The organism is Streptomyces dengpaensis (assembly GCF_002946835.1).
GTDB lineage: Bacteria > Actinomycetota > Actinomycetes > Streptomycetales > Streptomycetaceae > Streptomyces > Streptomyces dengpaensis.
The window spans coordinates 5,590,892-5,614,823 of sequence record NZ_CP026652.1; the positions used below are offsets into that span (position 1 = coordinate 5,590,892).

At 70.7% G+C, this 23,932-nt stretch carries 21 protein-coding genes; 14 read left to right on the top strand and 7 right to left on the bottom strand.

The window, feature by feature from the left end; translation table 11 throughout:
• Positions 1-431: 431 nt before the first annotated feature.
• The 5 genes from C4B68_RS25930 to C4B68_RS25950 all read right to left on the bottom strand — a co-directional run bounded on the left by C4B68_RS25930 (position 432) and on the right by C4B68_RS25950 (position 5,196).
• Complete coding sequence (locus tag C4B68_RS25930) at positions 432-2,705, bottom strand: heavy metal translocating P-type ATPase (protein WP_099499397.1); 2,274 nt, start codon at positions 2,703-2,705, stop codon at positions 432-434.
• Positions 2,706-2,847: 142 nt separating this feature from the next.
• Positions 2,848-3,087, bottom strand: coding sequence for a heavy-metal-associated domain-containing protein (locus C4B68_RS25935; protein ID WP_099499396.1), 240 nt, complete (start codon positions 3,085-3,087; stop codon positions 2,848-2,850).
• Between the two features lie 307 nt (positions 3,088-3,394).
• Entirely contained in the window at positions 3,395-3,631 is a 237-nt protein-coding gene (locus C4B68_RS25940; protein WP_373682179.1) for a hypothetical protein, read from the bottom strand.
• 141 nt (positions 3,632-3,772) lie between these two features.
• Positions 3,773-3,973 carry a helix-turn-helix transcriptional regulator gene (locus C4B68_RS25945; protein WP_099499395.1) on the bottom strand — a complete coding sequence of 67 codons (201 nt, stop codon included), beginning with the start codon at positions 3,971-3,973 and terminating at the stop codon, positions 3,773-3,775.
• A 269-nt stretch (positions 3,974-4,242) separates the two neighbouring features.
• The gene (locus C4B68_RS25950; RefSeq protein WP_099499394.1) at positions 4,243-5,196 is read right to left on the bottom strand and encodes a sugar phosphate isomerase/epimerase family protein; all 954 of its coding nucleotides are present in this window, start codon (positions 5,194-5,196) and stop codon (positions 4,243-4,245) included.
• 123 nt (positions 5,197-5,319) lie between these two features.
• On the opposite strand from C4B68_RS25950, the gene iolC reads away from it, so the two are divergent.
• From iolC to C4B68_RS25995, 9 genes are all read left to right on the top strand, one after another.
• Positions 5,320-6,285 (top strand): 5-dehydro-2-deoxygluconokinase, encoded by a 966-nt coding sequence (gene iolC, locus C4B68_RS25955; RefSeq protein ID WP_099499393.1) that lies wholly within the window; start codon positions 5,320-5,322, stop codon positions 6,283-6,285.
• Entirely contained in the window at positions 6,282-7,172 is an 891-nt protein-coding gene (locus tag C4B68_RS25960; RefSeq protein ID WP_099499392.1) for a Cgl0159 family (beta/alpha)8-fold protein, read from the top strand. Before iolC ends, C4B68_RS25960 begins: the two co-directional genes overlap by 4 nt.
• Before the next feature lie 7 nt (positions 7,173-7,179).
• Positions 7,180-8,022: a 5-deoxy-glucuronate isomerase gene (gene iolB, locus C4B68_RS25965; protein ID WP_099499391.1), complete on the top strand. Its 843-nt coding sequence runs from the start codon at positions 7,180-7,182 to the stop codon at positions 8,020-8,022.
• The gene (gene iolD / locus C4B68_RS25970; RefSeq protein WP_099499390.1) at positions 8,019-9,902 is read left to right on the top strand and encodes a 3D-(3,5/4)-trihydroxycyclohexane-1,2-dione acylhydrolase (decyclizing); all 1,884 of its coding nucleotides are present in this window, start codon (positions 8,019-8,021) and stop codon (positions 9,900-9,902) included. Before iolB ends, iolD begins: the two co-directional genes overlap by 4 nt.
• A gap of 13 nt (positions 9,903-9,915) precedes the next feature.
• On the top strand, positions 9,916-11,427 hold the full coding sequence (mmsA, locus tag C4B68_RS25975) for a CoA-acylating methylmalonate-semialdehyde dehydrogenase (protein WP_099499389.1): 1,512 nt from the start codon (positions 9,916-9,918) through the stop codon (positions 11,425-11,427).
• A 207-nt stretch (positions 11,428-11,634) separates the two neighbouring features.
• Positions 11,635-14,283, top strand: coding sequence for an alpha/beta fold hydrolase (locus C4B68_RS25980; RefSeq protein ID WP_099499388.1), 2,649 nt, complete (start codon positions 11,635-11,637; stop codon positions 14,281-14,283).
• Positions 14,280-15,143: an ABC transporter permease gene (locus tag C4B68_RS25985; RefSeq protein WP_099499387.1), complete on the top strand. Its 864-nt coding sequence runs from the start codon at positions 14,280-14,282 to the stop codon at positions 15,141-15,143. Before C4B68_RS25980 ends, C4B68_RS25985 begins: the two co-directional genes overlap by 4 nt.
• Before the next feature lie 159 nt (positions 15,144-15,302).
• A complete protein-coding gene (locus tag C4B68_RS25990; RefSeq protein WP_099499525.1) occupies positions 15,303-16,892 on the top strand; it encodes a vWA domain-containing protein in 1,590 nt (529 codons plus the stop codon).
• Between the two features lie 82 nt (positions 16,893-16,974).
• Positions 16,975-18,897: an AMP-dependent synthetase/ligase gene (locus C4B68_RS25995; RefSeq protein WP_099499386.1), complete on the top strand. Its 1,923-nt coding sequence runs from the start codon at positions 16,975-16,977 to the stop codon at positions 18,895-18,897.
• 90 nt (positions 18,898-18,987) lie between these two features.
• On the opposite strand, the gene C4B68_RS26000 is transcribed toward C4B68_RS25995, so the two are convergent.
• Both C4B68_RS26000 and C4B68_RS26005 read right to left on the bottom strand, forming a co-directional pair.
• A complete protein-coding gene (locus C4B68_RS26000) occupies positions 18,988-19,398 on the bottom strand; it encodes a rodlin (RefSeq protein WP_099499385.1) in 411 nt (136 codons plus the stop codon).
• Positions 19,399-19,575: 177 nt separating this feature from the next.
• A complete protein-coding gene (locus C4B68_RS26005; RefSeq protein WP_099499384.1) occupies positions 19,576-19,989 on the bottom strand; it encodes a rodlin in 414 nt (137 codons plus the stop codon).
• 251 nt (positions 19,990-20,240) lie between these two features.
• On the opposite strand from C4B68_RS26005, the gene C4B68_RS26010 reads away from it, so the two are divergent.
• The 5 genes from C4B68_RS26010 to C4B68_RS26030 all read left to right on the top strand — a co-directional run bounded on the left by C4B68_RS26010 (position 20,241) and on the right by C4B68_RS26030 (position 23,861).
• A complete protein-coding gene (locus C4B68_RS26010; protein ID WP_099499383.1) occupies positions 20,241-20,654 on the top strand; it encodes a rodlin in 414 nt (137 codons plus the stop codon).
• Positions 20,655-20,861: 207 nt separating this feature from the next.
• Positions 20,862-21,119, top strand: a complete 258-nt coding sequence (locus tag C4B68_RS26015; RefSeq protein WP_099499382.1) for a chaplin — start codon at positions 20,862-20,864, stop codon at positions 21,117-21,119.
• 106 nt (positions 21,120-21,225) lie between these two features.
• Positions 21,226-22,170: a chaplin gene (locus C4B68_RS42505; RefSeq protein WP_240634470.1), complete on the top strand. Its 945-nt coding sequence runs from the start codon at positions 21,226-21,228 to the stop codon at positions 22,168-22,170.
• 662 nt (positions 22,171-22,832) lie between these two features.
• Complete coding sequence (locus C4B68_RS26025) at positions 22,833-23,072, top strand: chaplin (protein WP_099499381.1); 240 nt, start codon at positions 22,833-22,835, stop codon at positions 23,070-23,072.
• A 402-nt stretch (positions 23,073-23,474) separates the two neighbouring features.
• Positions 23,475-23,861 carry a hypothetical protein gene (locus C4B68_RS26030; RefSeq protein WP_240634471.1) on the top strand — a complete coding sequence of 129 codons (387 nt, stop codon included), beginning with the start codon at positions 23,475-23,477 and terminating at the stop codon, positions 23,859-23,861.
• The last annotated feature ends 71 nt before the right edge of the window (positions 23,862-23,932 follow it).

Sequence of the window (23,932 nt, forward strand, 5' to 3'; positions counted from 1 at the left end):
CGGGATCCGGCCGGGCGTCTGAGGACAGCGCCTGAATCGCTGCGAGCTGGCCGCAGGCCAGCGGTGAGCTGAACGAGCAAAACTCTCTGCACTGCTGCACTGCGCTCTGCCGGGACGCGCACGACGGGAGGGCCGCTCAAAGCTCCCCGGTGTACGTGCCCCGGCACCGCAATTTCCGGGAACGTCCCCCAAGACATCCCCAGATGTCAGTCACGCCCCCCAAGACGCTTCTGACATCGCCAACTTAGACCGACGAACCCCTTCGATGGTTACGTTCACATCACTGTGATCTGCGTCTCTTGCATATGTCCCGAAGATGCGCAAGAGCCCCGATACGGCAAAGGGGGCCCTGGCGTAAGGGAGATGCGCGAGCCTTGTGAAGAGCTTATGTGAGCCCGCCGTTGGACTCTAGGGGGACTCCTGCCCCAGCGTCATGAGAATGTCCTGAGCCGAAGGCTGTTCGTCACCACGAACACCGACGAGAAGGCCATCGCGGCGCCCGCGATCATGGGGTTGAGGAGCCCGGCGGCGGCGAGCGGCAGCGCCGCCACGTTGTATCCGAACGCCCACACCAGGTTGCCCTTGATGGTCGTGAGCGTCCGCCGCGACAGCCGGATCGCGTCCGCGGCGACCCGCAGATCCCCCCGTACCAGCGTCAGATCGCTCGCCTCGATCGCCGCGTCCGTGCCCGTACCCATCGCCAGGCCCAGGTCGGCGGTTGCCAGGGCCGCCGCGTCATTGACCCCGTCCCCGACCATCGCGACGGTCCGGCCCTCGCCCTGCAGCCGCTTGACGACGGCCACCTTGTCCTCGGGCAGCACCTCCGCGACCACATTCCCGGAGTCGATGCCGACGGCCCGCGCCACGGCCTGGGCGACCGCCCGGTTGTCGCCGGTGAGCAGGACCGGGGTGAGCCCCAGGGCGCGCAGCGCGCGTACGGCCTCGGCGCTGGTCTCCTTGATCGCGTCGGCGACGGTCACGACACCGAGTGCCACACCGTCCCGGGTGACCACGACGGCCGTACGCCCCTCGGCCTCGTCCTTGGCGCGGGCCAGCTCGTCCGGAAGGGCGCCATGAAGAAGCCGCCCCACGGTGACGTCGTGGCCCGCCACGCGGCCGCGTACGCCGAGCCCCGGAACGTTCTCGAAGTCTTCCACTTCCCAAAGCGCCCCGGCGCGTTCCTGAGCGCCTGCCGCGATCGCCTGGGCAATCGGATGCTCGGAGGCGTGTTCCAGGGCGCCGGCGAGCCGCAGGACGTCCTTCTCGGCGGCGCCGTCGGCGACGTACACCTCTTGAAGTTTCATCCGTCCCGTCGTGACCGTGCCGGTCTTGTCCAGGACGACGGTGTCGACGCGGCGTGTGGACTCCAGGACCTCCGGGCCCTTGATGAGGATGCCGAGCTGGGCGCCGCGCCCCGTGCCGACCATCAGGGCGGTCGGTGTGGCCAGGCCCAGCGCGCACGGGCAGGCGATGATCAGCACCGCGACGGCCGCGGTGAAGGCGGCGGCGGAGCCGCCGGCGACCGCGAGCCAGACCGCGAACGTGCCGAGCGCGATCAGCAGGACGATGGGCACGAAGATCCCGGAGATCCGGTCGGCCAGGCGCTGCACCTCGGCCTTGCCGTTCTGCGCGTCCTCGACGAGCCGCGCCATCCGCGCGAGTTGGGTGTCGGCGCCGACCCGGGTCGCCTCGACGACGAGCCGCCCCCCGGCGTTCACGGTCGCGCCGGTGACCGAGGAGCCCGCCGTGACATCCACCGGCACCGACTCGCCCGTCAGCATGGAGGCGTCGACGGCGGAGGAACCTTCCAGCACCGTCCCGTCGGTGGCGATCTTCTCGCCGGGCCGTACGACGAAACGGTCGCCGACCGCGAGACGCGCGACGGGGATGCGGACCTCACCGCCGTCCCGCAGTACGGTCACGTCCTTGGCGCCCAGTTCCATCAGCGCCCGCAGCGCCGCACCCGCGCGCCGCTTGGAGCGGGCCTCCAGATAGCGGCCGAGCAGGATGAACGCGATGACGCCGGCGGCGACTTCGAGGTAGATCGTCGACGCGCCGTCCATGCGCTCGACGGTGAGCCTGAATTCGTCGCGCATGCCGGGCATCCCGGCGTCCCCCCAGAACAGCGCCCACAGGGACCAGCCGAACGCCGAGAGCGTGCCGACCGAGACCAGCGTGTCCATGGTGGCGGCGCCGTGCCGCGCGTTCGTCAGCGCGGCCCTGTGGAAGGGCAGCCCGCCCCAGACGACGACGGGGGCGGCGAGCGTCAGCGCGAGCCACTGCCAGTTGTCGAACTGGAGGGCCGGGATCATCGACAGCAGGATCACGGGGACGGCGAGGAGGACGGAGACGGTCAGCCGCTGCCGCAGAGACACCAGCTCGGGGTCCTCAGCGGGGCCTTCGGCGGAGCTCTCGGTGGGCGGTTCCTCCTGGGGAGGTGTGGGCGGCGGAGGTTCCTCGGCCGTGTATCCCGTCTTCACCACGGTGGCGATCAGATCGGAGACCTGAACCCCCAAGGGGTAGGCGACCTTCGCCTTCTCCGTGGCGAAGTTGACCGTGGCGGTGACGCCGTCCAGGCGGTTGAGCTTCTTCTCGACGCGGGCCGCGCAGGAGGCGCAGGTCATTCCGCCGATCGTGAGTTCGACTTCCGAGAGCGCGGCTATGGGCGCTTCGGCGGGGGCTGTCTCAGCGGTGGTGCTGGTCACGTCCGTACTCCAGGGAACGGACCGGGCCGTACGGAGCCAGTATCAGCTGGTCGGTACGGCCCGGTGAGGTGAGCTGCGGGGTGCGGGGCTGTGCTCCAGGTTTGTGGAGAGCGGTGGTCCAGGGCTTGCGGAGAGCCGCGCTTCAGGCCTGGCCGACGAGCTCGAAACCCGCCTCGTCGACCGCGGCGCGCACCGCGTCCTGGTCGAGCGGAACGGCGGAGACGACGGTGACCTCGCCCGTCGAGGCGACGGCCTTCACCGAGCTGACGCCGGCGATCTCGGCGATCTCGCTGCTGACCGAGCCTTCGCAGTGCCCGCAGCTCATGCCGCTCACCTTGTAGACGGCGGTGACGGAACCCGGGGCTTCGGTCTGGGCGGTCATGGCGTTTCTCCTCGTCGAGGCAGGTGCGGCGTGACGTACGGATGCGGGAGGGAGTCCTGGGGTCCCAGGTTTCCCCTTGCCGCTCACCACCTTATACCCCTAGGGGGTATAACGCCAGCCTGAGTATCGGGCGTTTTGTCCGAACTTTAAGTTATCTGAGCGCTATGTCGCGGACTGGGCTCGCTGATCGTGGGTCAGCGGCGCCGCTCGCCGGAGTCCGGGGCGGTCGGCGGTGTGGGAGGTCCGCCGGGTTGACGGCTGTGTCGGCGTGGATCACCGGCCCGGGGTGACCGTGTGCCGGCGTCGATCAACGGCCCGGGATGACCGTGCCGGCGTCGATCACGGGTCCGAGGTAGCGGAACAGGACGTTCTTCAGCTCCTGGACGTACGCCTCGCGCTCGGCTCCCTCGTGGGAGAGGACCAGCTCAGGCCGGCCTTGTAGATGCCCAGACAGACCCGCGCGGCGCGTGACGTCGGCCTCGCGCCTCCTGCCGGGGGACGCGAGGCGTCCGCCGGTTCCGCGAGGAACTCGCCACCGGGCCACCTGGTGGGCACCGGGGCCGCTGCGCCGCTTCCACGACCGGTTCGGCCTCAGCGAGCGCGAAGCGCGATCCGGGGGGCTGGGGGGCGGAGCCCCCCAGGTACGGGACGGGTAGGGGCGGAGGGGGCGAGAACAGGGAGCGGGTCAGTCGTCCCGGCGGCTCCGGTTCCCCGGCCGGGAGGCGACCCAGGCCCGGACGGTGTCCGCGTACCAGTAGGGCTTTCCGGCCTCCACATGGTCGGGCGGAGGAAGCAGCCCGTGCTTCCGGTACGACCGGACGGTGTCCGGCTGCACCTTGATGTGCGCAGCGATCTCCTTGTACGACCAGAGCCTTCGGTCGGTCATGAGCTGCACCTCCCTGCGCGCACCGCGGCGGCGGCCGGGGGCGGCCGTCGGGGGAGCCGAGCGCTGCGCTGGCGATCACAAAGCCTGTGCCCGGTGAACGACACAGAGTGAGCACACGGCAGCGCCTGTCGACCGGGTGTGACCCAAGACCCGCGTACACGCGACATGTGTGACAGGAAGGCGATTTTTGTGACACGAGTGACGCATCGCCGGCCAAGCGACACCACTACCGCAGGGTGCCGCATGAGGCGGGCCCACGACCGCTGCGACTACGCCCCGCAGGACCGCAGGAACGCCCGTGTCCGTTGCGCGATCGGCAGTGGCTTGTCCGGCGGGCAGGGATACATGTCCTGCTCGACGATGGCGAAGAGATCGACGCCGAGCCGCTGCGCGGCAGCGAGTACGGGCTCGAGGGCCGGTACGCCGGACGGCGGTTCGCACATCACCCCGCGCGCCACCGCCGGCCCGAACGGCACCTCGTTCGCGCGCACTTCGGCCAGGACCAGCGGGTCCACCTGCTTGAGGTGGAGATAGCCGATGCGTTCGCCGTACGTCTCGATGAGCTTGACGCTGTCGCCGCCGCAGTACGCGTAGTGGCCGGTGTCCAGGCACAGCGACACGAGCGAGGAGTCGGTCGCGTCGAGGAAGCGCGTGACGTTCTCCTCGCTGTCGATGTGCGTGTCGGCGTGCGGGTGGACGACGATGCTCAGCCCGTACCGCTCGCGCACCTCATGGGCGAGCCGCTCGGTCTGGGTGGTCAGCTGGCGCCACTGCGCCGGCGTCAGCGTGCTGTCCTCCAGTACCGCGCCCGTCTTGTCGTCCCGCCAGAAGGCCGGGATGACGACGAGGTGCTCGGCGCCCATCGCCTGGGTGAGTGCCGCGATGTCCGAGACATGCGCCCAGGTGGACTCCCACACCTCGGGGCCCCGGTGCAGCCCGGTGAAGACCGTGCCGGCCGAGACCGTCAGCCCGCGCCGCTCGGTCTCCTCCTTGAGGACGGCCGGGTCGGTGGGCAGATAGCCGTACGGGCCCAGCTCGATCCACTCGTACCCCGACGCGGAGACCTCGTCGAGGAAGCGCTGCCACGGGACCTGCTGGGGATCGTCGGGGAACCACACGCCCCAGGAGTCGGGAGCCGATCCGATCCGGATGCGGGACAGTGAGGAAGGAGGCGTCGGCTGCGGCGACGGCCCGGGCGATGACTGAGGTGGCAACGACGTCATGCGCGTCAGCTTCCGGCGGCCCCGGAGGGGTGTCAAGGGCCTGGTCCGAATGTCTGGACAAAACGTTGACAGGGCTCCCGCGCGGGACTACACCTGGGGGCAGCCGATGGCGAAGGGAACTCGATGGCGTACGACCTGATCACCATGGGGCGGATCGGTGTGGACCTGTATCCGTTGCAGACAGGGGTCCCGCTGGCGCGGGTGACGTCCTTCGGGAAGTACCTCGGCGGTTCGGCGACGAACGTCGCGGTGGCCGCGGCCCGGCTTGGACGGCGTACGGCGGTGATCACACGGACGGGTGACGACCCCTTCGGCGAGTATCTTCACGAGGCGCTGCGCGGCTTCGGCGTCGACGACCGCTGGGTCACGCCGGTCCCCGGCCTGCCGACGCCCGTCACCTTCTGCGAAATCTTCCCGCCGGACGACTTCCCGCTCTATTTCTACCGGCAGCCCAAGGCCCCCGACCTGGAGATCGACGCGCGCGAACTCGACCTGGACGCCATCCGCGAGGCCCGCGTCTTCTGGGTGACGGGTACGGGCCTGAGCGAGGAGCCCAGCCGCACGGCGACCCTCGCGGCGCTGGCCCACCGCGCCAAGTCCGGTACGACGGTCTTCGACCTCGACTGGCGGCCCACGCTCTGGAAAGACACGGCCTGGAAGGACCCAGCCGCTGCCCGCCCGTTCTATGCCGAGGCGCTGCGTCACGCCACCGTCGCCGTCGGCAATATCGACGAGGTCGAGATCGTTACGGGGGAGCGCGAACCGCACACCGCCGCCCGCGCCCTGCTGGACGCGGGCGTGGAACTCGCCGTGGTCAAGCAGGGTCCCAAGGGCGTCCTCGCCGTCCACCGCGACGGCGCCTCCGCCGAGGTCCCGCCCCTCCCGGTGAACGTCCTCAACGGCCTCGGCGCCGGCGACGCCTTCGGCGGCTCCCTGTGCCACGGCCTGCTCGCCGACTGGGACCTGGAGCGCATCATGCGCCACGCGAACGCCGCAGGCGCCATCGTCGCGTCCCGCCTGGAGTGCTCCTCCGCGATGCCGACCCCCGAAGAGGTCGAGCACGCGCTCATGACGGGAGCGGTCCGATGAGCGCGCGGAACGTGGACATCCCCCACCTAGTCCACACCCGCACCCACCACCCCGAGGCCATCGCCGAAGCCGCCGCACGCCGCCCCCGGCGCCCCCTCGTCAACGACTCGGGCCGACTGATGATCGTCGCCGCGGACCACCCGGCCCGGGGTGCCCTGGCCGTAGGGGAGCGCAAGTTCGCCATGGCGAGCCGCGCCGATCTCCTTGAGCGGCTGTGCCTCGCCCTCTCCCGGCCCGGCGTCGACGGGGTGCTCGCCACCGCCGACATCCTCGACGACCTGCTGCTGCTCGGCGCGCTCGACCACAAGGTCGTCATCGGGTCGATGAACCGCGGCGGACTCGCGGGCGCCTCCTTCGAGTTGGACGACCGGTTCACCGGGCACCGCCCGCAGGACATCGAGCGGCTCGGATTCGACGCGGGCAAGCTGCTGCTGCGGATCGACTACGACGACCCGGGCTCGCTGCGCACCCTGGAGTCCACCGCCCGGGTGATCGACGCGATGGCGGAGCGTCATCTCCCGATCTTCGTCGAACCGTTCCTCTGCCGTCGCCGCGATGACGGAACCCTGCGCAACGATCTCAGCGCCGAGGCCGTCACCAAGTCCATCGCCATCGCCAGCGGCCTGGGCGGCAGTTCGGCGTACACGTGGCTGAAGGTCCCCGTCACCGAGAACCCCGACGACATGGCTCGCGTCATGGAGACCTCCACCCTGCCCGCCGTGCTGCTCGGTGGCGATGTCGGCGAGGACCAGGAGGGCGCGTACGAGAAGTGGCGCGGGGCGCTCCAACTCCCCACCGTCCAGGGTCTGGTGGTCGGCCGTTCGCTGCTCTACCCGGCGGACGGCGATGTGGCCGCGGCCGTGGACACCGCCGTAGGACTGCTGTGAGGTCCGCATGAGCAACGAGCTGTACCTCCCCAAGGGCGCCACCGCCGACGCGTACTACGCGCTCGACATCGACCCCAAGCGGGCCGGATGGGCCCACAGCAGCCTGCGGATCGTGGAGCTGGGACCCGGCGGCACGCACATGTTCACCACCGGTGACAGCGAGTGGATCGTGCTCCCCCTCAGCGGTGGATGCGCGGTCCATGTGAAGGACGGAACAGAGTACAGAGAGTTCCAGCTCTTGGGCAGGGACAGCGTGTTCGCCGGAGTCTCCGACTTCGCGTACGTGCCCCGTGACGCCCGGGCACAGATCGCCTCCGGCGCGGGAGGCCGCTTCGCCCTGGCAGGAGCGAAGTGCGAGCGCCGACTCCCCGCCCGCTACGGCCCCGCGCCGGAGGTTCCCGTCGAAGACCGCGGCAGCGGCACCTGCGCCCGCCAGGTGCGGGGCTTCGCCGCAGCCGACGCCTTCGACTGCGACAAGCTCATCGCCGTCGAGGTCATCACTCCCGGCGGTCACTGGTCCTCGTACCCGCCGCACAAGCACGACGAGAACCGCCCCGGCAAGGAGAGCGAACTCGAAGAGATCTACTACTTCGAGATCGACGGTCCGAACGGATACGGCTATCAGCGCGTATTCCCGTCGCGTGAGGGCGGATCCGACGTCCTCGCCGAGGTCCGCACCGGCGACGCCGTCCTCGTACCCGACGGATGGCACGGCCCGTCCATCGCCCAGCCCGGCCACACGATGTACTACCTGAATGTGATGGCCGGGCCCGGCGAGGAAAGGGAATGGCGGATCTGCTTCCACCCGGAACACGTAGACAACACAGCGAGCACAGAGGGATACCGATGACCTCAACGACGAGGCTGACGGTCGCACAGGCGCTGGTGCGGTTCCTGGCCGCCCAGTACACGGAACGGGACGGCGAGCGGCGGCGGCTGATCGGCGCCACCTGGGGCATTTTCGGACACGGCAACGTCGCCGGGATCGGTCAGGCGCTCGTCGAGTACGCCGATGAGATGCCGTACCACCAGGGCCGTAACGAACAGGCCATGGTGCACGCGGCGGTCGGCTACGCGCGCCAGTCCAACCGCCTGTCCACGCACGCCGTGACCACCTCCATCGGCCCCGGCGCCACGAACCTCGTGACCGGTGCCGCCCTCGCGACGATCAACCACCTCCCGGTGCTGCTCCTGCCCGGCGACGTCTTCGCGACCCGCCCCGCCGACCCGGTCCTCCAGCAGCTCGAAGTCCCGTACGCCGGCGATGTGTCGGTCAACGACTGTCTGCGCCCGGTGTCGAAGTACTTCGACCGGATCACCCGTTCCGAGGCGCTGATCCCGGCCGCCCTGCAGGCGATGCGGGTGCTCACCGACCCCGTCGAGACCGGCGCCGTCACGCTCGCGCTGCCGCAGGACGTGCAGGCGGAGGCGTACGACTGGCCCGAGGAGTTCTTCGCCGAGCGCGTCTGGGCCGTACGCCGCCCCGCGCCCGACGCGTCCGAGCTGGCCGCCGCCGTGCACGCGATCCGCGAGGCCCGCCGTCCCCTTCTCGTCGCGGGCGGGGGTGTCCACCACAGCCGCGCCGAGGAGGCGCTCGCCGAACTCGCCGCCGCCACCCGCATCCCCGTCGCCTCCACGCAGGCGGGCAAGGGCTCGCTGCGCTTCGACCATCCGCAGGACGTCGGCGGCATCGGCCACACCGGCACCGCGACCGCCGACGAACTGGCCCGCACCGCCGACCTGGTGATCGGCGTCGGCACCCGCTACACCGACTTCACCACGGCCTCAGGCACCCTGTTCGGCGCCGAGGGTGTCCGTTTCCTGAACCTCAATATCGCGCCGTACGACGGCCACAAGATGTCCGGGCAGACCCTGATCGCGGACGCGCGCGCGGGACTCGAAGAGCTCACCCAGGCACTGCTGCTGCACAAGCACCGCGCCGAGCCCGCGTACGTCACCGAGTACACGGACGACAAGGAGCGCTGGGAGTACCGGGTCGACGCGGCGTACGCAGCCGGGGACCCGGACGTCCGGCCGACCCAGCCGCAGGTCCTCGGCCTGCTCGACGAACTGGTCGACGACGCCGACATCCTGATCAACGCGGCCGGCTCGCTCCCCGGTGACCTGCACAAACTGTGGCGGACCCGGTCCCTTGACCAGTACCACGTCGAGTACGGCTACTCGTGCATGGGCTACGAGATCCCGGCCGCGATCGGCGTACGGATGGCGGCGCCCGACCGCCCCGTGTGGGCGCTGGTCGGCGACGGCACGTATCTGATGATGCCGACGGAGCTCGTCACGGCCGTGCAGGAGGGCATCGCGATCAAGGTACTGATCCTGCAGAACCACGGGTACGCCTCCATCGGCGGCCTCTCCGAGTCCGTGGGCGGCGAGCGGTTCGGCACCGCGTACCGCTACCGCTCCGCGGACCGTACGTACACGGGGGCGCCGCTGCCCGTCGATCTCGCCGCCAACGCGGCCAGCCTGGGCCTGCGGGTCCTGCGCGCGAAGACGGTGCGTGACCTGCGTGCCGCCCTTGCCGAGGCGCGCGCCGCGGACACTCCCACATGTGTCTACGTGGAGACCGAAACGGCAGACACAGTGTCGGGCGCGCCCCCGGCTCAAGCCTGGTGGGATGTCCCTGTGGCCGAGACCGCGACCCGATCGTCGGCGGTCAAGGCGCGCGAGGAGTACGACCGGCACGTCGCCGCCCGACGCCGCCATCTGTGAGGGAGTTTTGGCCATGACGAAGACCGTCAACCACTGGATCGGTGGCAAGCCCGTCGAGAACGCGGCGGGTGCGTCGGCTACGTACGGGCCGGTCACCGACCCGGCGACCGGCGCCGTGACCACCCGGGTCGCCTTCGCGACGGTCGACGAGGTGGACGCCGCGGTAGCCGCCGCGAAGGACGCCTACGCGACCTGGGGCCAGTCCTCGCTGGCCAAGCGGTCCACGATCCTGTTCAAGTTCCGCGCGCTGCTCGACGCGCACCGCGACGAGATCGCCGCGCTGATCACCGCCGAGCACGGCAAGGTGCACTCCGACGCGCTCGGCGAGGTCGCGCGGGGCCTGGAGATCGTCGACCTGGCGTGCGGGATCACCGTACAGCTGAAGGGCGAGCTGTCGACCGAGGTGGCCTCCCGGGTCGACGTAGCCTCGATCCGGCAGCCGCTGGGCGTCGTCGCGGGCATCACGCCGTTCAACTTCCCGGCCATGGTGCCGATGTGGATGTTCCCGATCGCCATCGCGTGCGGCAACACCTTCGTGCTGAAGCCGTCCGAGAAGGACCCGTCGGCCTCCATGAAGGTCGCCGAGCTGCTGGCGGAGGCCGGTCTGCCCGACGGCGTCTTCAACGTCGTCCACGGCGACAAGGTGGCCGTGGACCGCCTCCTGGAGCACCCGGACGTCAAGGCCGTGTCCTTCGTCGGCTCGACCCCGATCGCTCGGTACATCCACACCACCGCCGCCGCGCACGGCAAGCGCGTGCAGGCCCTGGGCGGAGCCAAGAACCACATGCTGGTCCTGCCGGACGCCGACCTGGACGCGGCGGCGGACGCGGCCGTGTCCGCGGCATACGGCTCCGCGGGTGAGCGCTGCATGGCGATCTCCGCCGTCGTGGCCGTCGGCTCGATCGGCGACGAGCTGGTGGAGAAGATCCGCGAGCGCGCCGAGAAGATCAAGATCGGCCCCGGCGACGACCCGGCCTCCGAGATGGGCCCCCTGATCACGGCGGCGCACCGCGACAAGGTCGCGTCGTACGTCCACGGCGCGGCGGTGCAGGGCTCCGAGGTCGTCCTCGACGGCACCGGTTACACCGTCGAGGGCTACGAGGACGGTCACTGGATCGGCCTCTCGCTCCTCGACAAGGTGCCGACGACCGCGGACGCGTACAAGGACGAGATCTTCGGCCCGGTGCTGTGTGTGCTGCGCGTCGACACGTACGAGGAAGGCGTGGCGCTCATCAACGCCTCGCCGTTCGGCAACGGCACCGCGATCTTCACCCGGGACGGCGGCGCCGCCCGCCGCTTCCAGCTGGAGATCGAGGCGGGCATGGTCGGCGTGAACGTGCCGATCCCGGTGCCCGTCGGCTACCACTCCTTCGGCGGCTGGAAGGACTCCCTCTTCGGCGACCACCACATCTACGGCAACGACGGCACGCACTTCTATACCCGCGGCAAGGTCGTCACCACCCGCTGGCCGGACCCGTCCGAGGCCCCGGCGGGAGTCGACCTGGGGTTCCCGCGCAACCACTGAGGTCTTGAACGCGTCTGTCAGGCCGTCCCCCGCGGACGGCCTGACGTCCCTTTTACCTGCGGGCGTAACGGGCCGTAGGCCGCATTCGATGGGCCGTTCGTACGACGGGCGCGGTATGCGGCAGCGGGGCCGTACTCCTTAGGGAGGGGCGGGGGTTCAGCCTGGTGGCTGCATCGGTTGTCAGTGGGCGCCCGTACCTTTGAGGGCATGGATCTTCGACTGCCCCGACTGCGCGGGCCCCGGCGGTGGGTCGCGGCCGCGGCCGCCGCCGTCGTCGTGCTCGCCGGCGCGGGCACGTGGACGGCTGTCGCGTCGGACGACACCCCGCGCGTGCACCGCGCCGACCGCGTCATGGCCATGGGCGGCGGGGTGCGGATCGACACCTCGTACTTCACGGTGGGCGCGAGCTCGGACCGCCGCCCCGCCGTCCTCCTGGGGCACGGCTTCGGCGGCAGCAAGGACGACGTACGGGACGAGGCGGAGAGGCTCGCCCGCGACGGATACGCGGTGCTGACCTGGTCGGCGCGCGGCTTCGGGAAGTCCACCGGCAAGATCGGGCTGAACGACCCCCAGGGCGAGGTCGCCGATGTGTCGAAGCTGATCGACTGGCTGGCCGAACGGCCGGAGGTCCAGCTCGACAAGAGCGGCGACCCGCGCGTCGGCGCCACCGGCGCCTCGTACGGCGGGGCGATCTCCCTGCTGGCCGCCGGGCACGACCAGCGGGTCGACGCAATCGCCCCGGCGATCACGTACTGGAACCTCGCGGACGCCCTCTTCCCGAACGGGGTCTTCAAGAAACTCTGGGCCGGCATCTTCGTCAACTCCGGCGGCGGCTGCGACCAGTTCGAGGCGCGGCTGTGCTCGATGTACAACCGGGTCGCGGAGTCCGGCACGCCGGACGCCGCCGCGCGGGAGCTGCTGGAAGCGCGCTCCCCGTCCGCGGTCGCCGACCGCATCACGGTGCCCACGCTCATCGTGCAGGGCCAGTCCGACTCCCTCTTCCCGCTCGGCCAGGCCGACGCGATGGCCAAGGCGATCCGGGCGGGCGGCGCGCCCGTGGACGTCGACTGGATCTCCGGCGGGCATGACGGCGGCGACATGGAGGCGGACCGCGTCCAGTCCCGCGTCGCCTCGTGGTTCGACCGCTACCTGAAGGACGACAAGAGCGCCGACACGGGCCCCGCCTTCCGCGTCACCCGCACCGGAGGCATCGACTCCACCAACGGCACCGCCCTGCTGCGGGGCGCGAGCGCGGACACCTATCCCGGACTGGACAGCGGCCGGCGCGCCGTCGCGCTGCAGGGCCGCGAGCAGAGCTTCGAGAACCCCGCGGGCGCGAACCCGCCCGCCGTCTCGGCCCTCCCCGGCCTGGGCGGCTCGGGCGGCCTCGCACAGCTCTCGACCCTTGGTGTCGGCGTCTCGCTCGACTTCCCCGGCCAGTACGCGCGGTTCGAGTCCACTGCGTTCGGCGAAGACCTGCGCATCACCGGCTCGCCGGCCGTCACCGTGCACGTCAAGTCGTCCACGGACGACGCGGTCCTCTTCGGGAAGGTGTACGACGTCGGACCGGGCGGCGGTATGCAGCAGGTGCTGCCCTCGCAGCTGGTCACACCGGTGCGGGTCGAGGGCGCCAGGACCGGCAAGGACGTCACCGTCGCGCTGCCCGCCGTCGACCACGAGGTGCGCAAGGGCCACCGGCTGCGCCTCGTCCTCGCCTCCACGGACCTCGGTTATGCGTCACCGGCGACCCCGGCGACGTACACCGTGTCCCTCAAGAGCGACCTCCAGGTCCCGACGGCATCCGGCGTGACGACCGCCGCCGCGCCGCTGCCCGCCTGGGTGTGGTGGCTGCCGCTCGCCGGAGCACTGGTCGCGCTGGCGCTGCTGCTGACGGGCCGCCGCCGTACGACGCCGGGGGCGCCCGATCCGGAGCTGGCCGAAGTGCCGCTCCAGATCACGGACTTGAGCAAGCGGTACGCGAAGTCGGCGGACCGGTACGCGGTACGGGACCTGTCGTTCCGCGTGGAGAAGGGCCAGGTTCTCGGCCTGCTCGGGCCGAACGGCGCGGGCAAGACGACCACCCTGCGCATGCTGATGGGCCTGATCAAGCCGGACGGCGGCGAGATCCGCGTCTTCGGGCACGCGATCCGGCCGGGCGCGCCCGTGCTCTCCCGGGTCGGCGCGTTCGTCGAGGGCGCGGGCTTCCTGCCGCACCTGTCCGGCCGCGAGAACCTGGAGCTGTACTGGCAGGCGACGGGCCGTCCGCCCGAGGACGCCCACCTGGAGGAGGCGCTGGAGATCGCGGGCCTCGGCGACGCGCTGGCCCGCGCGGTCCGCACGTACTCCCAGGGCATGCGCCAGCGGCTCGCCATCGCCCAGGCGATGCTCGGCCTCCCGGACCTCCTCATCCTCGACGAACCGACCAACGGCCTCGACCCGCCCCAGATCCGCGAGATGCGCGAGGTGATGATCCGCTACGCCGCCGCGGGCCGCACGGTCATCGTCTCCAGCCACCTCCTGGCGGAGGTCGAGCAGTCCTGCACCCACCTGGTGGTCATGGACCGCGGCCGGCTGATCCAGGCGGGCCCGGTGTCCGAGATCGTCGGCTCGGGCGACACGCTCCTCGTCGGCACGGGTTCCCCCGTGGAAGAGCCGGTCGTCGAGAAGGTCGGCGCACTGCCGGGCGTGGCCTCGGCCGTCGCCGCCGAGGACGGGCTGCTGGTCCGCCTCGACCCCGGCGGCAGCGCGCAACGCCTGGTCGTGGAGCTGGTACGGCTCGAAGTGCCCGTGGAGTCGGTGGGCCCCCACCGACGTCTCGAAGACGCGTTCCTCACCCTGATCGGAGGCTCAGCATGAGCACGCTCGTCGAGCGGGCCGAGACGGCCGACGGGTACCGGGCGCGGGGCACCCTGCCGCTGCGCGTGGAGCTGATCCGGCAGTTGAAGCGGCGCCGCACCCTCGTGATGGGGGCGATCCTCGCGGTGCTGCCCTTCGTCCTGGTCGTGGCGTTCGCGATCGGCGGCGAGCCGGGCGCGCAGAACGGCCAGGTCACGCTGCTGGACACGGCCACCGCGTCGGGCGCGAACTTCGCCGCGGTGAACCTGTTCGTGTCCGCGGGCTTCCTCCTGGTGATCCCGGTCGCCCTGTTCTGCGGGGACACGATCGCCTCCGAGGCGAGCTGGTCGTCACTGCGCTATCTGCTGGCGGCCCCCGTGCCACGGGCCCGCCTGCTGTGGTCCAAGCTCACCGTCGCGCTGGGCCTCAGCCTCGCCGCGATGGTGCTGCTGCCGGTCGTCGCGCTGGCGGTGGGCACCGCGGCCTACGGCTGGGGCCCGTTGGAGATCCCCACCGGCGGCGAGCTCGACGCGGGCTCCGCGGCCCAGCGGCTCCTCGTGGTGATCGCGTACATCTTCGTGTCCCAACTGGTCACCGCGGGCCTCGCGTTCTGGCTGTCGACGAAGACGGACGCTCCCCTGGGCGCGGTCGGCGGCGCGGTCGGCCTGACGATCGTGGGGAACGTACTGGACGCGGTCACCGCCCTCGGCGACTGGCGCGCCTTCCTGCCCGCGCACTGGCAGTTCGCGTGGGCGGACGCCGTGCAGCCGACCCCGGAGTGGGGCGGCATGATCCAGGGCACGGCGATCTCCATAACGTACGCGCTCGTGCTGTTCGCCCTGGCCTTCCGCGGTTTCCGGCGCAAGGACATCGTGTCGTAGGTCTCCGGAGGATCACCTACCGGTCTCGACGGCCGCCCGTCGTGGCCGCTTTGAGATCCATCCGCAACACCCCGGAGCGCACATCCCGGCCCCCTCGGACGTCACAGTCACAGACGTCGGCCCACACACAGGCCGCTCACCGAGGGGGCACAGATGGGGATGGACCACATAGGGACGGGCGGCACGCGCGGTCGGCGACTGCGCGGCACGCTCCTCGCACTGACAGCGGCGGGCGCCGTGCTGCTGACGGGATGCAGCGCGAGCAGCGGCGGCGGCAACTCATCGGACGGCATGGACAAATCCGGCGGCCGCAACCTCCCCCTGCCCGCCCCCGCCCAGCCGTCGGGCCCGGACACCGCCGAGGGTGAGCAGACCGGCGCCCCCGACCGCGAGTTCGCCCCGGCCCCCGACTACCTCTCCACCTTCGCCCTCGACGTCGACACCGCCTCGTACGGCTATGCCCGCCGCACCCTGGAGGGCGGGGGGATCCCGGACCCGTCCACCATCCGCCCCGAGGAGTTCGTCAACAGCTTCCGCCAGGACTACGAACGCCCCGGCGGCAACGGCTTCTCGGTCACCGTCGACGGCGCCCGCACCGACGACGACCGCTGGTCGCTGGTCCGGGTCGGCCTCGCCACCCGCGCCGCCGAGAGCGACCGCGAACGCCCGCCCGCGGCCCTCACCTTCGTCCTCGACATCTCCGGTTCCATGGCGGAGCCGGGCCGCCTCGACCTGGCCAAGGACTCCCTCGACGTGATGACGGACCGGCTGCGCGACGACGACTCGGTCGCGCTGGTCACCTTCAGCGACGAGGCCGAGACCGTACTGCCGATGACCCGCCTCGGCGACCACCGCGGTCGGGTCCACGACGCGATCGGCGGCCTGGAGCCGGAGGATTCGACCAACCTCGGCGCGGGCGTGGACACCGGGTACGAGACGGCCGTCGAGGGCCTGCGCGAGGGCGCCACCAACCGTGTCGTCGTGATCTCCGACGCACTCGCCAACACCGGCGACACCGACGCGGACTCCATCCTGGAGCGCATCTCCGACGCACGCCGCGAGCACGGCATCACCCTCTTCGGCGTTGGCGTCGGCAGCGAGTACGGCGACGCCCTCATGGAGCGCCTCGCCGACAAGGGCGACGGCCACACCACGTACGTGTCGGACCGCGACGAGGCCCGTACGGTGTTCTGCACCGAGCTCCCGCGGAACATCGGCCTCACGGCCCGCGACGCGAAGGCCCAGGTCGCCTTCGACCCGCAGACGGTCGAGAAGTTCCGGCTGATCGGCTACGACAACCGCAAGGTCGCCGACGAGGACTTCCGCGACGACCGGGTGGACGGCGGCGAGGTGGGCCCCGGCCACACGGTCACCGCGCTCTACGCCGTCCGCACCAGGCCCGGCGCCTCGGGCCACCTCGCCACCGCGAGCGTCCGCTGGCTCGACCCCCGCACCCGCGCCCCGCACGAGGCGTCCGGCCAACTGGAGTCCGGCTCCCTCCACGACGACCTGTGGACCTCCGCCCGCTCCTTCCAAGTCACCGCCGTGGCGGCCTACTTCGCCGACGCCCTGCGCGCGGACGGCGAGGCCCGCCGGAGCAGCACCCTGCCCGGCGCCCTCCCCCTGGACGAACTCGCCGGCCGCGCCCACAGGCTGGCCGACGACTCCGAGGACTCGGCGGTGAGCGGCCTCGCGACCGCGCTCGAGCAGGCGAGCCGACTGAGCGACTGCGAGCTGGACTGCCCGTAGCCCACCGTGCGCAACCCATTGAAATTCCGTTACGCCTGAGTAAGTTGACCCACGAGTAAGAACCCTGCGACCGGGAGCCGTCATGGGCGTACGCAAGGATCTGAAACGGGCCAGGAAGCGCACCGACCTGGCCATTCGCGGCACGTTGGAACTGGTCAGGGACGCGGCCGGCACCGTGCGCGAGGTGCGAACCGCCCGCCTGGCACCGAGCCCCGCCACCGGCAGCACCGCCGACCTGCCCTTCACCAACGCGGTCGAGGCACCGGACGCCGTCGTCCTGCGCCGCAAGGCCCAGGGCACCTGGCGCCCGGTCACCGCCGCCGCCTTCGCCCGCGAAGTCACCGACACCGCCAAGGGGTTGATCGCGGCGGGCCTCGAACCGGGCGGCCGGGTCGCGGTGATGTCCCGTACACGCTACGAGTGGACGGTCCTCGACTTCGCGATCTGGGCGGCCGGCGGCCAGACCGTCCCGGTCTACGCGACCGCGTCCGCCGAGCAAGTGGAGTGGATCGTACGGGACTCGGGCGCGCGTTTCGTGATCGTCGAGACGGCCGAGAACGCGGACACCGTGGCCACCGGCACGGCCCGGCACCCCGAACCCCCACGTGTCTGGGAGCTGGACAAAGTCGCTGTGCCCGAACTCGCCGCCCTGGGACGGGACATCCCCGACGAGGAGGTCACCAAGCGCCGCACCGCCCTGACCCCCGACACGGTCGCGACGGTCTGCTACACCTCCGGAACCACCGGCAAACCCAAGGGCTGCGTCCTCACGCACGCCAACCTGTACGCCGAGGCCGCCAACACGGTCGAGCTGCTGCACCCCATCTTCAAGGAGGTCACAGGCCAGATCGCCTCGACCCTCCTCTTCCTCCCGCTCGCCCACATCCTGGGCCGCACCCTCCAGATCGCCTGTCTGATGGCCCGGATCGAGCTGGGCCACTGCCCGAGCATCAAGCCGGACGAACTGCGCCCCGCCCTCAAGGAGTTCCGCCCCACCTTCCTCGTCGGCGTCCCGTACCTCTTCGAGAAGATCCACGACACCGGCCGCGCCACCGCCGAGAAGATCGGCCGGGGCGCCTCCTTCGACCGCGCCGACCGCATCGGCGTCCGCTTCGCGCAGGCGTACCTGAACAAGTTCCTCGGCGTGGGCAAGGGGCCCGGGCCCGGCCTGTACGCCGCCTGGGCTCTGTACGACCTGCTGGTGTACCGCCGTATCCGCAAGGAGATCGGGGGCCGGGCGCACTACGCCATCAGCGGAGGCTCCCCGCTCGACCGCAACCTCAACCTTTTCTTCTACGCCGCCGGAATCATCGTCTACGAGGGCTACGGCCTGACCGAGACCACCGCGGCGGCCACCATCGTCCCGCCTCTCCGACCCCGCCCCGGCACGGTCGGCCTGCCGGTCCCGGGCACGGCCGTCCGCATCGCCGACGACGGCGAGGTCCTCATCAAGGGCGGCATCGTCTTCGGCGCCTACTGGAACAACCCGGCCGCGACCGACGCCGTCCTCACCGACGACTGGTTCGCGACCGGCGACCTCGGCGCCCTGGACGAGGACGGCTATCTGACCATCACCGGCCGTAAGAAGGACATCCTCGTCACCTCCGGCGGCAAGAACGTCTCGCCCGCCGTCCTGGAGGACCGGCTGCGCAGCCGCCCGCCCGTCGGCCAGTGCGTCGTCGTCGGCGACAACCGCCCGTACGTGGCGGCCCTGATCACCCTCGACCCCGAGTCCGTCGCCCACTGGCTCGCCGTCCGCAAATGGCCCGCGGACACCCCGCTGTCCGAGGTCGTCCGCGACCCCCTGATGCGCGCCGATGTCCAGAAGGCGGTGGACTACGCCAACGAAGCGGTCTCCCGGCCCGAGTCCATCCGCCGGTTCACTCTGGTGGAGGGCGAGTTCACCGAGGACAACGGCCTGCTCACCCCGTCCCTGAAGGTCAAACGCCACGCGGTGTCGGCGGCGTACGTGGCCGAGATCGAGGCGCTGTACGGCGAGGCATGACGCAGCCGCGGCGTGACACGGCGGCGGCATGACACGCGAAACAGCGGGCCGCTCCGAAGAGCGACCCGCTGCGCGCGGTGCCGAGGGGGGTCAGCTGTTGCTGGCGCCGTTGCCCGACAGGACCGGGATGTTGTCCAGGATGTGCGAGAGCGGCTCGTCGCCCTTGATCTGGGTGGAGTTCTCGGTGCACTGCTGGTTCTGCGGGGCCGAGAGGACCGGCACGTCCTGGACGGCGGTGACCGGCACCAGGCCGACGACCGAGCCCACGTTGGCCTTGGCCGGCAGACCGACACACGGCTTGTTCAGCGAGCCCTGGATGAGCGCCATCTGCGGGCTCATGTCGCCGTGCGTTTCCTGGTTGCCGTAACTCTGGACGGCGTTGGTGCCCTGCTCGGTGTTGACGCCGTCGTCGTTGCCGATCGCCAGCGCCTGGGGAGCGGCGGCAGCTGAGATACCGGCGAGAGAGGCGGCAATGGCCGCGGTCGCCCACAGCTTCTTCATGTTCGTTTGCCCTTTCGGAGTGCGGACTCCGGTGCGGAGCCCCGTGATGATCAACAGTCCGCCGGGTGTGCCGGGACCGGAGGTGACGCGCGCCGCTGCCGCTGTCGTCGTGGACGGGACAGCGGCAGCGGGCCGCCGGGGGGATCGGCGGCCCGCTGCGCGCGGTGCCGAGGGGGGTCAGCTGTTGCTGGCGCCGTTGCCCGACAGGACCGGGATGTTGTCCAGGATGTGCGAGAGCGGCTCGTCGCCCTTGACCTGGGTGGAGTTCTCGGTGCACTGCTGGTTCTGCGGGGCCGAGAGGACCGGCACGTCCTGGACGGCGGTGACCGGCACCAGGCCGACGACCGAGCCCACGTTGCCCTTGGCCGGCAGGCCGATGCAGGGCTTGTTCAGCGAGCCCTGGATGAGCGCCATCTGCGGGCTCATCGAGCCGTACGTGTACTGGTTGCCGTAGATCTGTGCGGCGCCGCTACCGTTCTCGGTGGTGACGCCGCCGTCGTTGCCGATCGCCAGCGCCTGGGGCGCGGCGGCAGCAGAGGCTCCGACGACGGAAGCGGCGACTGCCGCGGCAGCCATAACCTTCTTGATCACTTACTGGTCCCTTCTGGAGTAACCCCGTCCACCGGAGCGCTCTGGACAACTGACCCCGGCCCGCATGGTTGCTCCGATTCACTCCGATGGCTCACGCGGCGGACGTGGTCACCGGGCCTCTGGACGAGGTGTTCCATGAATTCCAGGATCGCGAACGGTCCATTCGGGTGATGCCACGAAACCAATCCCGCCGCCCTCGGTTGATGTGGGAGCAGGAATACGTGTTCTCTGCCTAGGAAAGGACCGGAGAAATGCTCAAGAAGGCAATGGCCGCGGCGATGGTCGCGGCTTCCGTCGTCGGTGTCTCGGCGGCGGCCGCCCCGCAGGCGCTGGCCATCGGCAACGATGACGGTGTCACCACGGCCAACGGGACCGGTGCCGAGCAGTCGTACGGCAACGGGGCCACGCACGGCGACCAGAGCCCCCAGCTCTCGGCGGTCCAGGGCACGTTGAACAAGCTCTGTGTCGGTCTGCCGGCCAAGGCCAACGTGGGCTCGGTCGTCGGCGCGGTGCCGGTCACCGCCGTCCAGGACGTGCCGGTCCTCTCGGCCCCGCAGAACCAGCAGTGCACCGAGAACTCCACCCAGATCAAGGGCGACGAGCCGCTCTCGCACATCCTGGACAACATCCCGGTCCTGTCGGGCAACGGCGCCGTCGGCAGCTGATCGCCGGTCCCGGAGTGGCTCGGGCCGCGCGCCGTCGCGTCCGCGTGCCGGCCGCCCGAGCCGCCGTGAATTCGGGGGCGATTCGAGTGAATTCCCAAACGCCTCGCGTTCTGTAGTTCCCCCGGGCACTTATCCCTCGTTACAGCCTGCAGGTCATGGTGCGAGCCATTCATGGTGTGCTCGCTCGGTTTCGGCCGTCAAAGGGGCATGACCGCAAAGAAGGGAAAGTACGTGAAGCTCAAGAAGACCGCCGCTCTCGTCGCCGGTGTGATCACGGCCCTGGGTATGGCCACCCCGGCCTTCGCGGACACCGGCGCCGAGGGCCTCGCCACCGGAAGCCCGGGTGTCCTCTCCGGCAACGTGATCCAGATTCCCGTGCACGCTCCCATCAACCTGTGCGGCAACACGGTCGACGTCATCGGCGTGCTGAACCCGGCGTTCGGCAACGGCTGCGCCAGCGACTGACGATACGGGCACATCAGCCGCCTCGTCTGTGTCACGGTCGGCCTTGGAACGCCTCTTCGGTTCCAAGGCCGGCCCCCTTACTTCAACAAGCAGGAAGAGAACGAGATTGCGACAGACCCTGAGCAGGGGAATGGTCCTGGCCGCGGCCGCGACGAGCATTCTGTCCCTGTACGACATCCCCGCCCTCGCCGACTCGGTCGCTGACGGTGCCACTTCGGACTCGCCCGGCGTGCTGTCGGGCAACACTGTGCAGGCGCCGATCCATGTACCGGTCAACGCCTGCGGCAATACGATCAACGTCCTCGGTCTGCTGAACCCGGCGTTCGGCAACTCCTGTGCCAGCCAGGTGAATTCGGCCGCACAAGTCTCGCAGGATATCCCGAGGCAAGCGGGTTCCAGTGACACCGGCTCCTCGCAGACGCTCCTGCCGACGGGCGTCGCGAGCACCTCACCCGTCGCTCGCACTCCGGCTCCCCGGCTGCCCTCCCCCGCCGAACAGCCGCGGGGCGACTCGGCCTCCCCGGAGCAGCAGTACGACTCCTCCTCCACCCACCAGGCGCAGGGGGGGGATCTCACCCCCACGGAGGAGGATCTCACCGCGCAGGGGGAGGATCTCACCCCCACGGGGGAGGACCTCACCGCGCAGGGGGGGGATCTCACCCCCACGGGGGAGGATCTCACCGCGCAGGGGGGGGATCTCACCCCCACGGAGGAGGATCTCACCGCGCAGGGGGAGGATCTCACCCCCACGGAGGAGGATCTCACCGCGCAGGGGGAGGATCTCACCCCCACGGAGGAGGACCTCACCGCGCAGGGGGAGGATCTCACCCCCACGGGGGAGGATCTCACCACGCAGGGGGAGGATCTCACCGCGCAGGGGGGGGATCTCACCCCCACGGAGGAGGATCTCACCCTCATGGGTGGCGAAACCCAGTCCGTCCTGGCAGAGACCGGTAGTGGGACCCTGCTGGCGACCTCGGGCGTCAGCGCCGCACTCATCGCGGGGGGGATGATCCTGTACCGGCGAAGCCGAGCCGCGCACTGTAGGTGATCAGCCGGTGCCGACGCCCGAGTGCCCGGCACCCGTAGCAGTCCAGTCGTAGCAACCTCGATGGGTCTGCCATGTGTGAGGAGTCCACATGGCAGACCGTCAGTGACGTACCGGGGCCATCGCCCCGCTCCGTCCCCGCCCGCCGACGCCCGAATCGCGCTACTCCAGGGCTCCGTGGGCAGCCGGCGCCGTACCCCCGGTACGAGGTCGCAGCCGTGGAGGCCGCGTTGTGCGCGAAGCGCATGGCCGGGCCGAGGCCGGAGGCCGTTACCGGGCCGGCCATGGAGAGCCCGGGACGCGAGGACGCGAAGCCCCGCCCGACCGCCGACGCTCTGGCAGTTTGCTGGAGAACGGTCAGGGGCTGGTCCCAAGTCGTCGTCCTGAGACCCATCGCCGCGATCGCGTGCTCGGTCCCCCGGACTGGCCTCGCCCGCCCCGCTCACCGTCTCCGGTCACAGCCCGCCGCCCGTGGCTCCACGTCGGCGCCCTGGAGACCAGGGCGGGGGCGGGGCGCCGGGCGTTGTACCGCCTGCCGGCGTCCGTGCAGGCCGGTTCTTCGGCAGATCACTCCTCTGGCGGCACAACCTTCGCCGAAGCCGCGCGTTGACACAGCGTCGGGCATCCGCCCGGATGTTTGTGTCAACCCCAAGGAGAACCTCTCCATGTCGCTTATCGCGAAGGGCCTGGTCCTTACCTCCGTCGCCGCTGCGGCCGTTGCCGGCGCCGCTGGCATCGCCGCCGCGGACAGTGGCGCGAACGGCACCGCCAGCAACTCCCCGGGCGTCCTGTCGGGCAATACGATCCAGGTCCCTGTTCACGTGCCGGTCAACGTCTGCGGCAACACCGTCGATGTCATCGGTCTGCTGAACCCAGCGTTCGGCAACACCTGCGCCAACACCTGACGTCGCCGCGCACTCCATCGGCCGGCCGCCCCCCCCGCACGGGAGGGCGGCCGGTTCGCTTGTTCTGTGGCGCACGTGCGGTGCCCCGAATGGGCGGGAGGGGCGCCGGATCACCGGGCCGGCCCGAGCAAGCGCCTCACCAGGAACGATGGATGGGGCGGATCGTGACGCAGCGCTTCCGGTCGGTTGCAGATGATGGTGAGCGATTGAACGGTGGTCGCAAGATCCGAAGCACCACCGAAAGGAACCCTGCGTGGTCTGATCGCATGGCGCATCGCGTCCACCGCACTCTGCGCTGCCCTCCTCGCCGGCATAACCGGCCCGGCCGCCATGGCGGCGGACTCCGTAAGGGAGCGCAGCCATGCGGCATCCCATGCATCCGTCCCTGGTGTGGACACGCTCATGGCGCAGATCAAGAGCCTCGGCAATCTCGGCGAAGCGGTCACCCCGGTCACCGGCCTGCTCAACACCGTGCTCAAGGCCGACAACGGCCAACTCGCCACGACCGAGGCGACCCAGCTCATCAAGGCCGTGAAGCAGGCCATCGCCGACGTGACCCCGAAGGCCGTCGGCGACCCGCAGGCCAAGGACGCCGTGAGCGACGCCCTCGCCGCCCTGCAGAAGTCGCTGGACACCCTCCTCGATGCCGTCACCTCCGGGGATTCCGGCAAGGTAGCCACGGCGGTCACCGGCGTGGTCACGGCCCTCGTCAACTATGTCGCAGCCACGCTGCTCGCCAGCGGCCTGCCCGCGCCCGACCTGCCCGGCCTGTCGGTGCCGACGCCGTAAGACATCACGGGAAGCGGACCCACAGCCGTTGCGCCGGAATCTCCCAGCCGGCGCAACGGCTGTTTTCTTAT

Excerpts from the sequence above, each read along its gene's own strand:
- C4B68_RS25935 (WP_099499396.1), bottom strand. The coding sequence starts at position 3,087 with ATGACCGCCCAGACCGAAGCCCCGGGTTCCGTCACCGCCGTCTACAAG.
- C4B68_RS25945 (WP_099499395.1), bottom strand. The coding sequence starts at position 3,973 with ATGACCGACCGAAGGCTCTGGTCGTACAAGGAGATCGCTGCGCACATC.
- C4B68_RS25950 (WP_099499394.1), bottom strand. The coding sequence starts at position 5,196 with ATGACGTCGTTGCCACCTCAGTCATCGCCCGGGCCGTCGCCGCAGCCG.
- iolC (WP_099499393.1), top strand. The coding sequence starts at position 5,320 with ATGGCGTACGACCTGATCACCATGGGGCGGATCGGTGTGGACCTGTAT.
- C4B68_RS25960 (WP_099499392.1), top strand. The coding sequence starts at position 6,282 with ATGAGCGCGCGGAACGTGGACATCCCCCACCTAGTCCACACCCGCACC.
- iolB (WP_099499391.1), top strand. The coding sequence starts at position 7,180 with ATGAGCAACGAGCTGTACCTCCCCAAGGGCGCCACCGCCGACGCGTAC.
- iolD (WP_099499390.1), top strand. The coding sequence starts at position 8,019 with ATGACCTCAACGACGAGGCTGACGGTCGCACAGGCGCTGGTGCGGTTC.
- mmsA (WP_099499389.1), top strand. The coding sequence starts at position 9,916 with ATGACGAAGACCGTCAACCACTGGATCGGTGGCAAGCCCGTCGAGAAC.
- C4B68_RS25980 (WP_099499388.1), top strand. The coding sequence starts at position 11,635 with ATGGATCTTCGACTGCCCCGACTGCGCGGGCCCCGGCGGTGGGTCGCG.
- C4B68_RS25985 (WP_099499387.1), top strand. The coding sequence starts at position 14,280 with ATGAGCACGCTCGTCGAGCGGGCCGAGACGGCCGACGGGTACCGGGCG.
- C4B68_RS25990 (WP_099499525.1), top strand. The coding sequence starts at position 15,303 with ATGGACCACATAGGGACGGGCGGCACGCGCGGTCGGCGACTGCGCGGC.
- C4B68_RS25995 (WP_099499386.1), top strand. The coding sequence starts at position 16,975 with ATGGGCGTACGCAAGGATCTGAAACGGGCCAGGAAGCGCACCGACCTG.
- C4B68_RS26000 (WP_099499385.1), bottom strand. The coding sequence starts at position 19,398 with ATGAAGAAGCTGTGGGCGACCGCGGCCATTGCCGCCTCTCTCGCCGGT.
- C4B68_RS26010 (WP_099499383.1), top strand. The coding sequence starts at position 20,241 with ATGCTCAAGAAGGCAATGGCCGCGGCGATGGTCGCGGCTTCCGTCGTC.
- C4B68_RS26015 (WP_099499382.1), top strand. The coding sequence starts at position 20,862 with ATGACCGCAAAGAAGGGAAAGTACGTGAAGCTCAAGAAGACCGCCGCT.
- C4B68_RS26025 (WP_099499381.1), top strand. The coding sequence starts at position 22,833 with ATGTCGCTTATCGCGAAGGGCCTGGTCCTTACCTCCGTCGCCGCTGCG.
- C4B68_RS26030 (WP_240634471.1), top strand. The coding sequence starts at position 23,475 with ATGGCGCAGATCAAGAGCCTCGGCAATCTCGGCGAAGCGGTCACCCCG.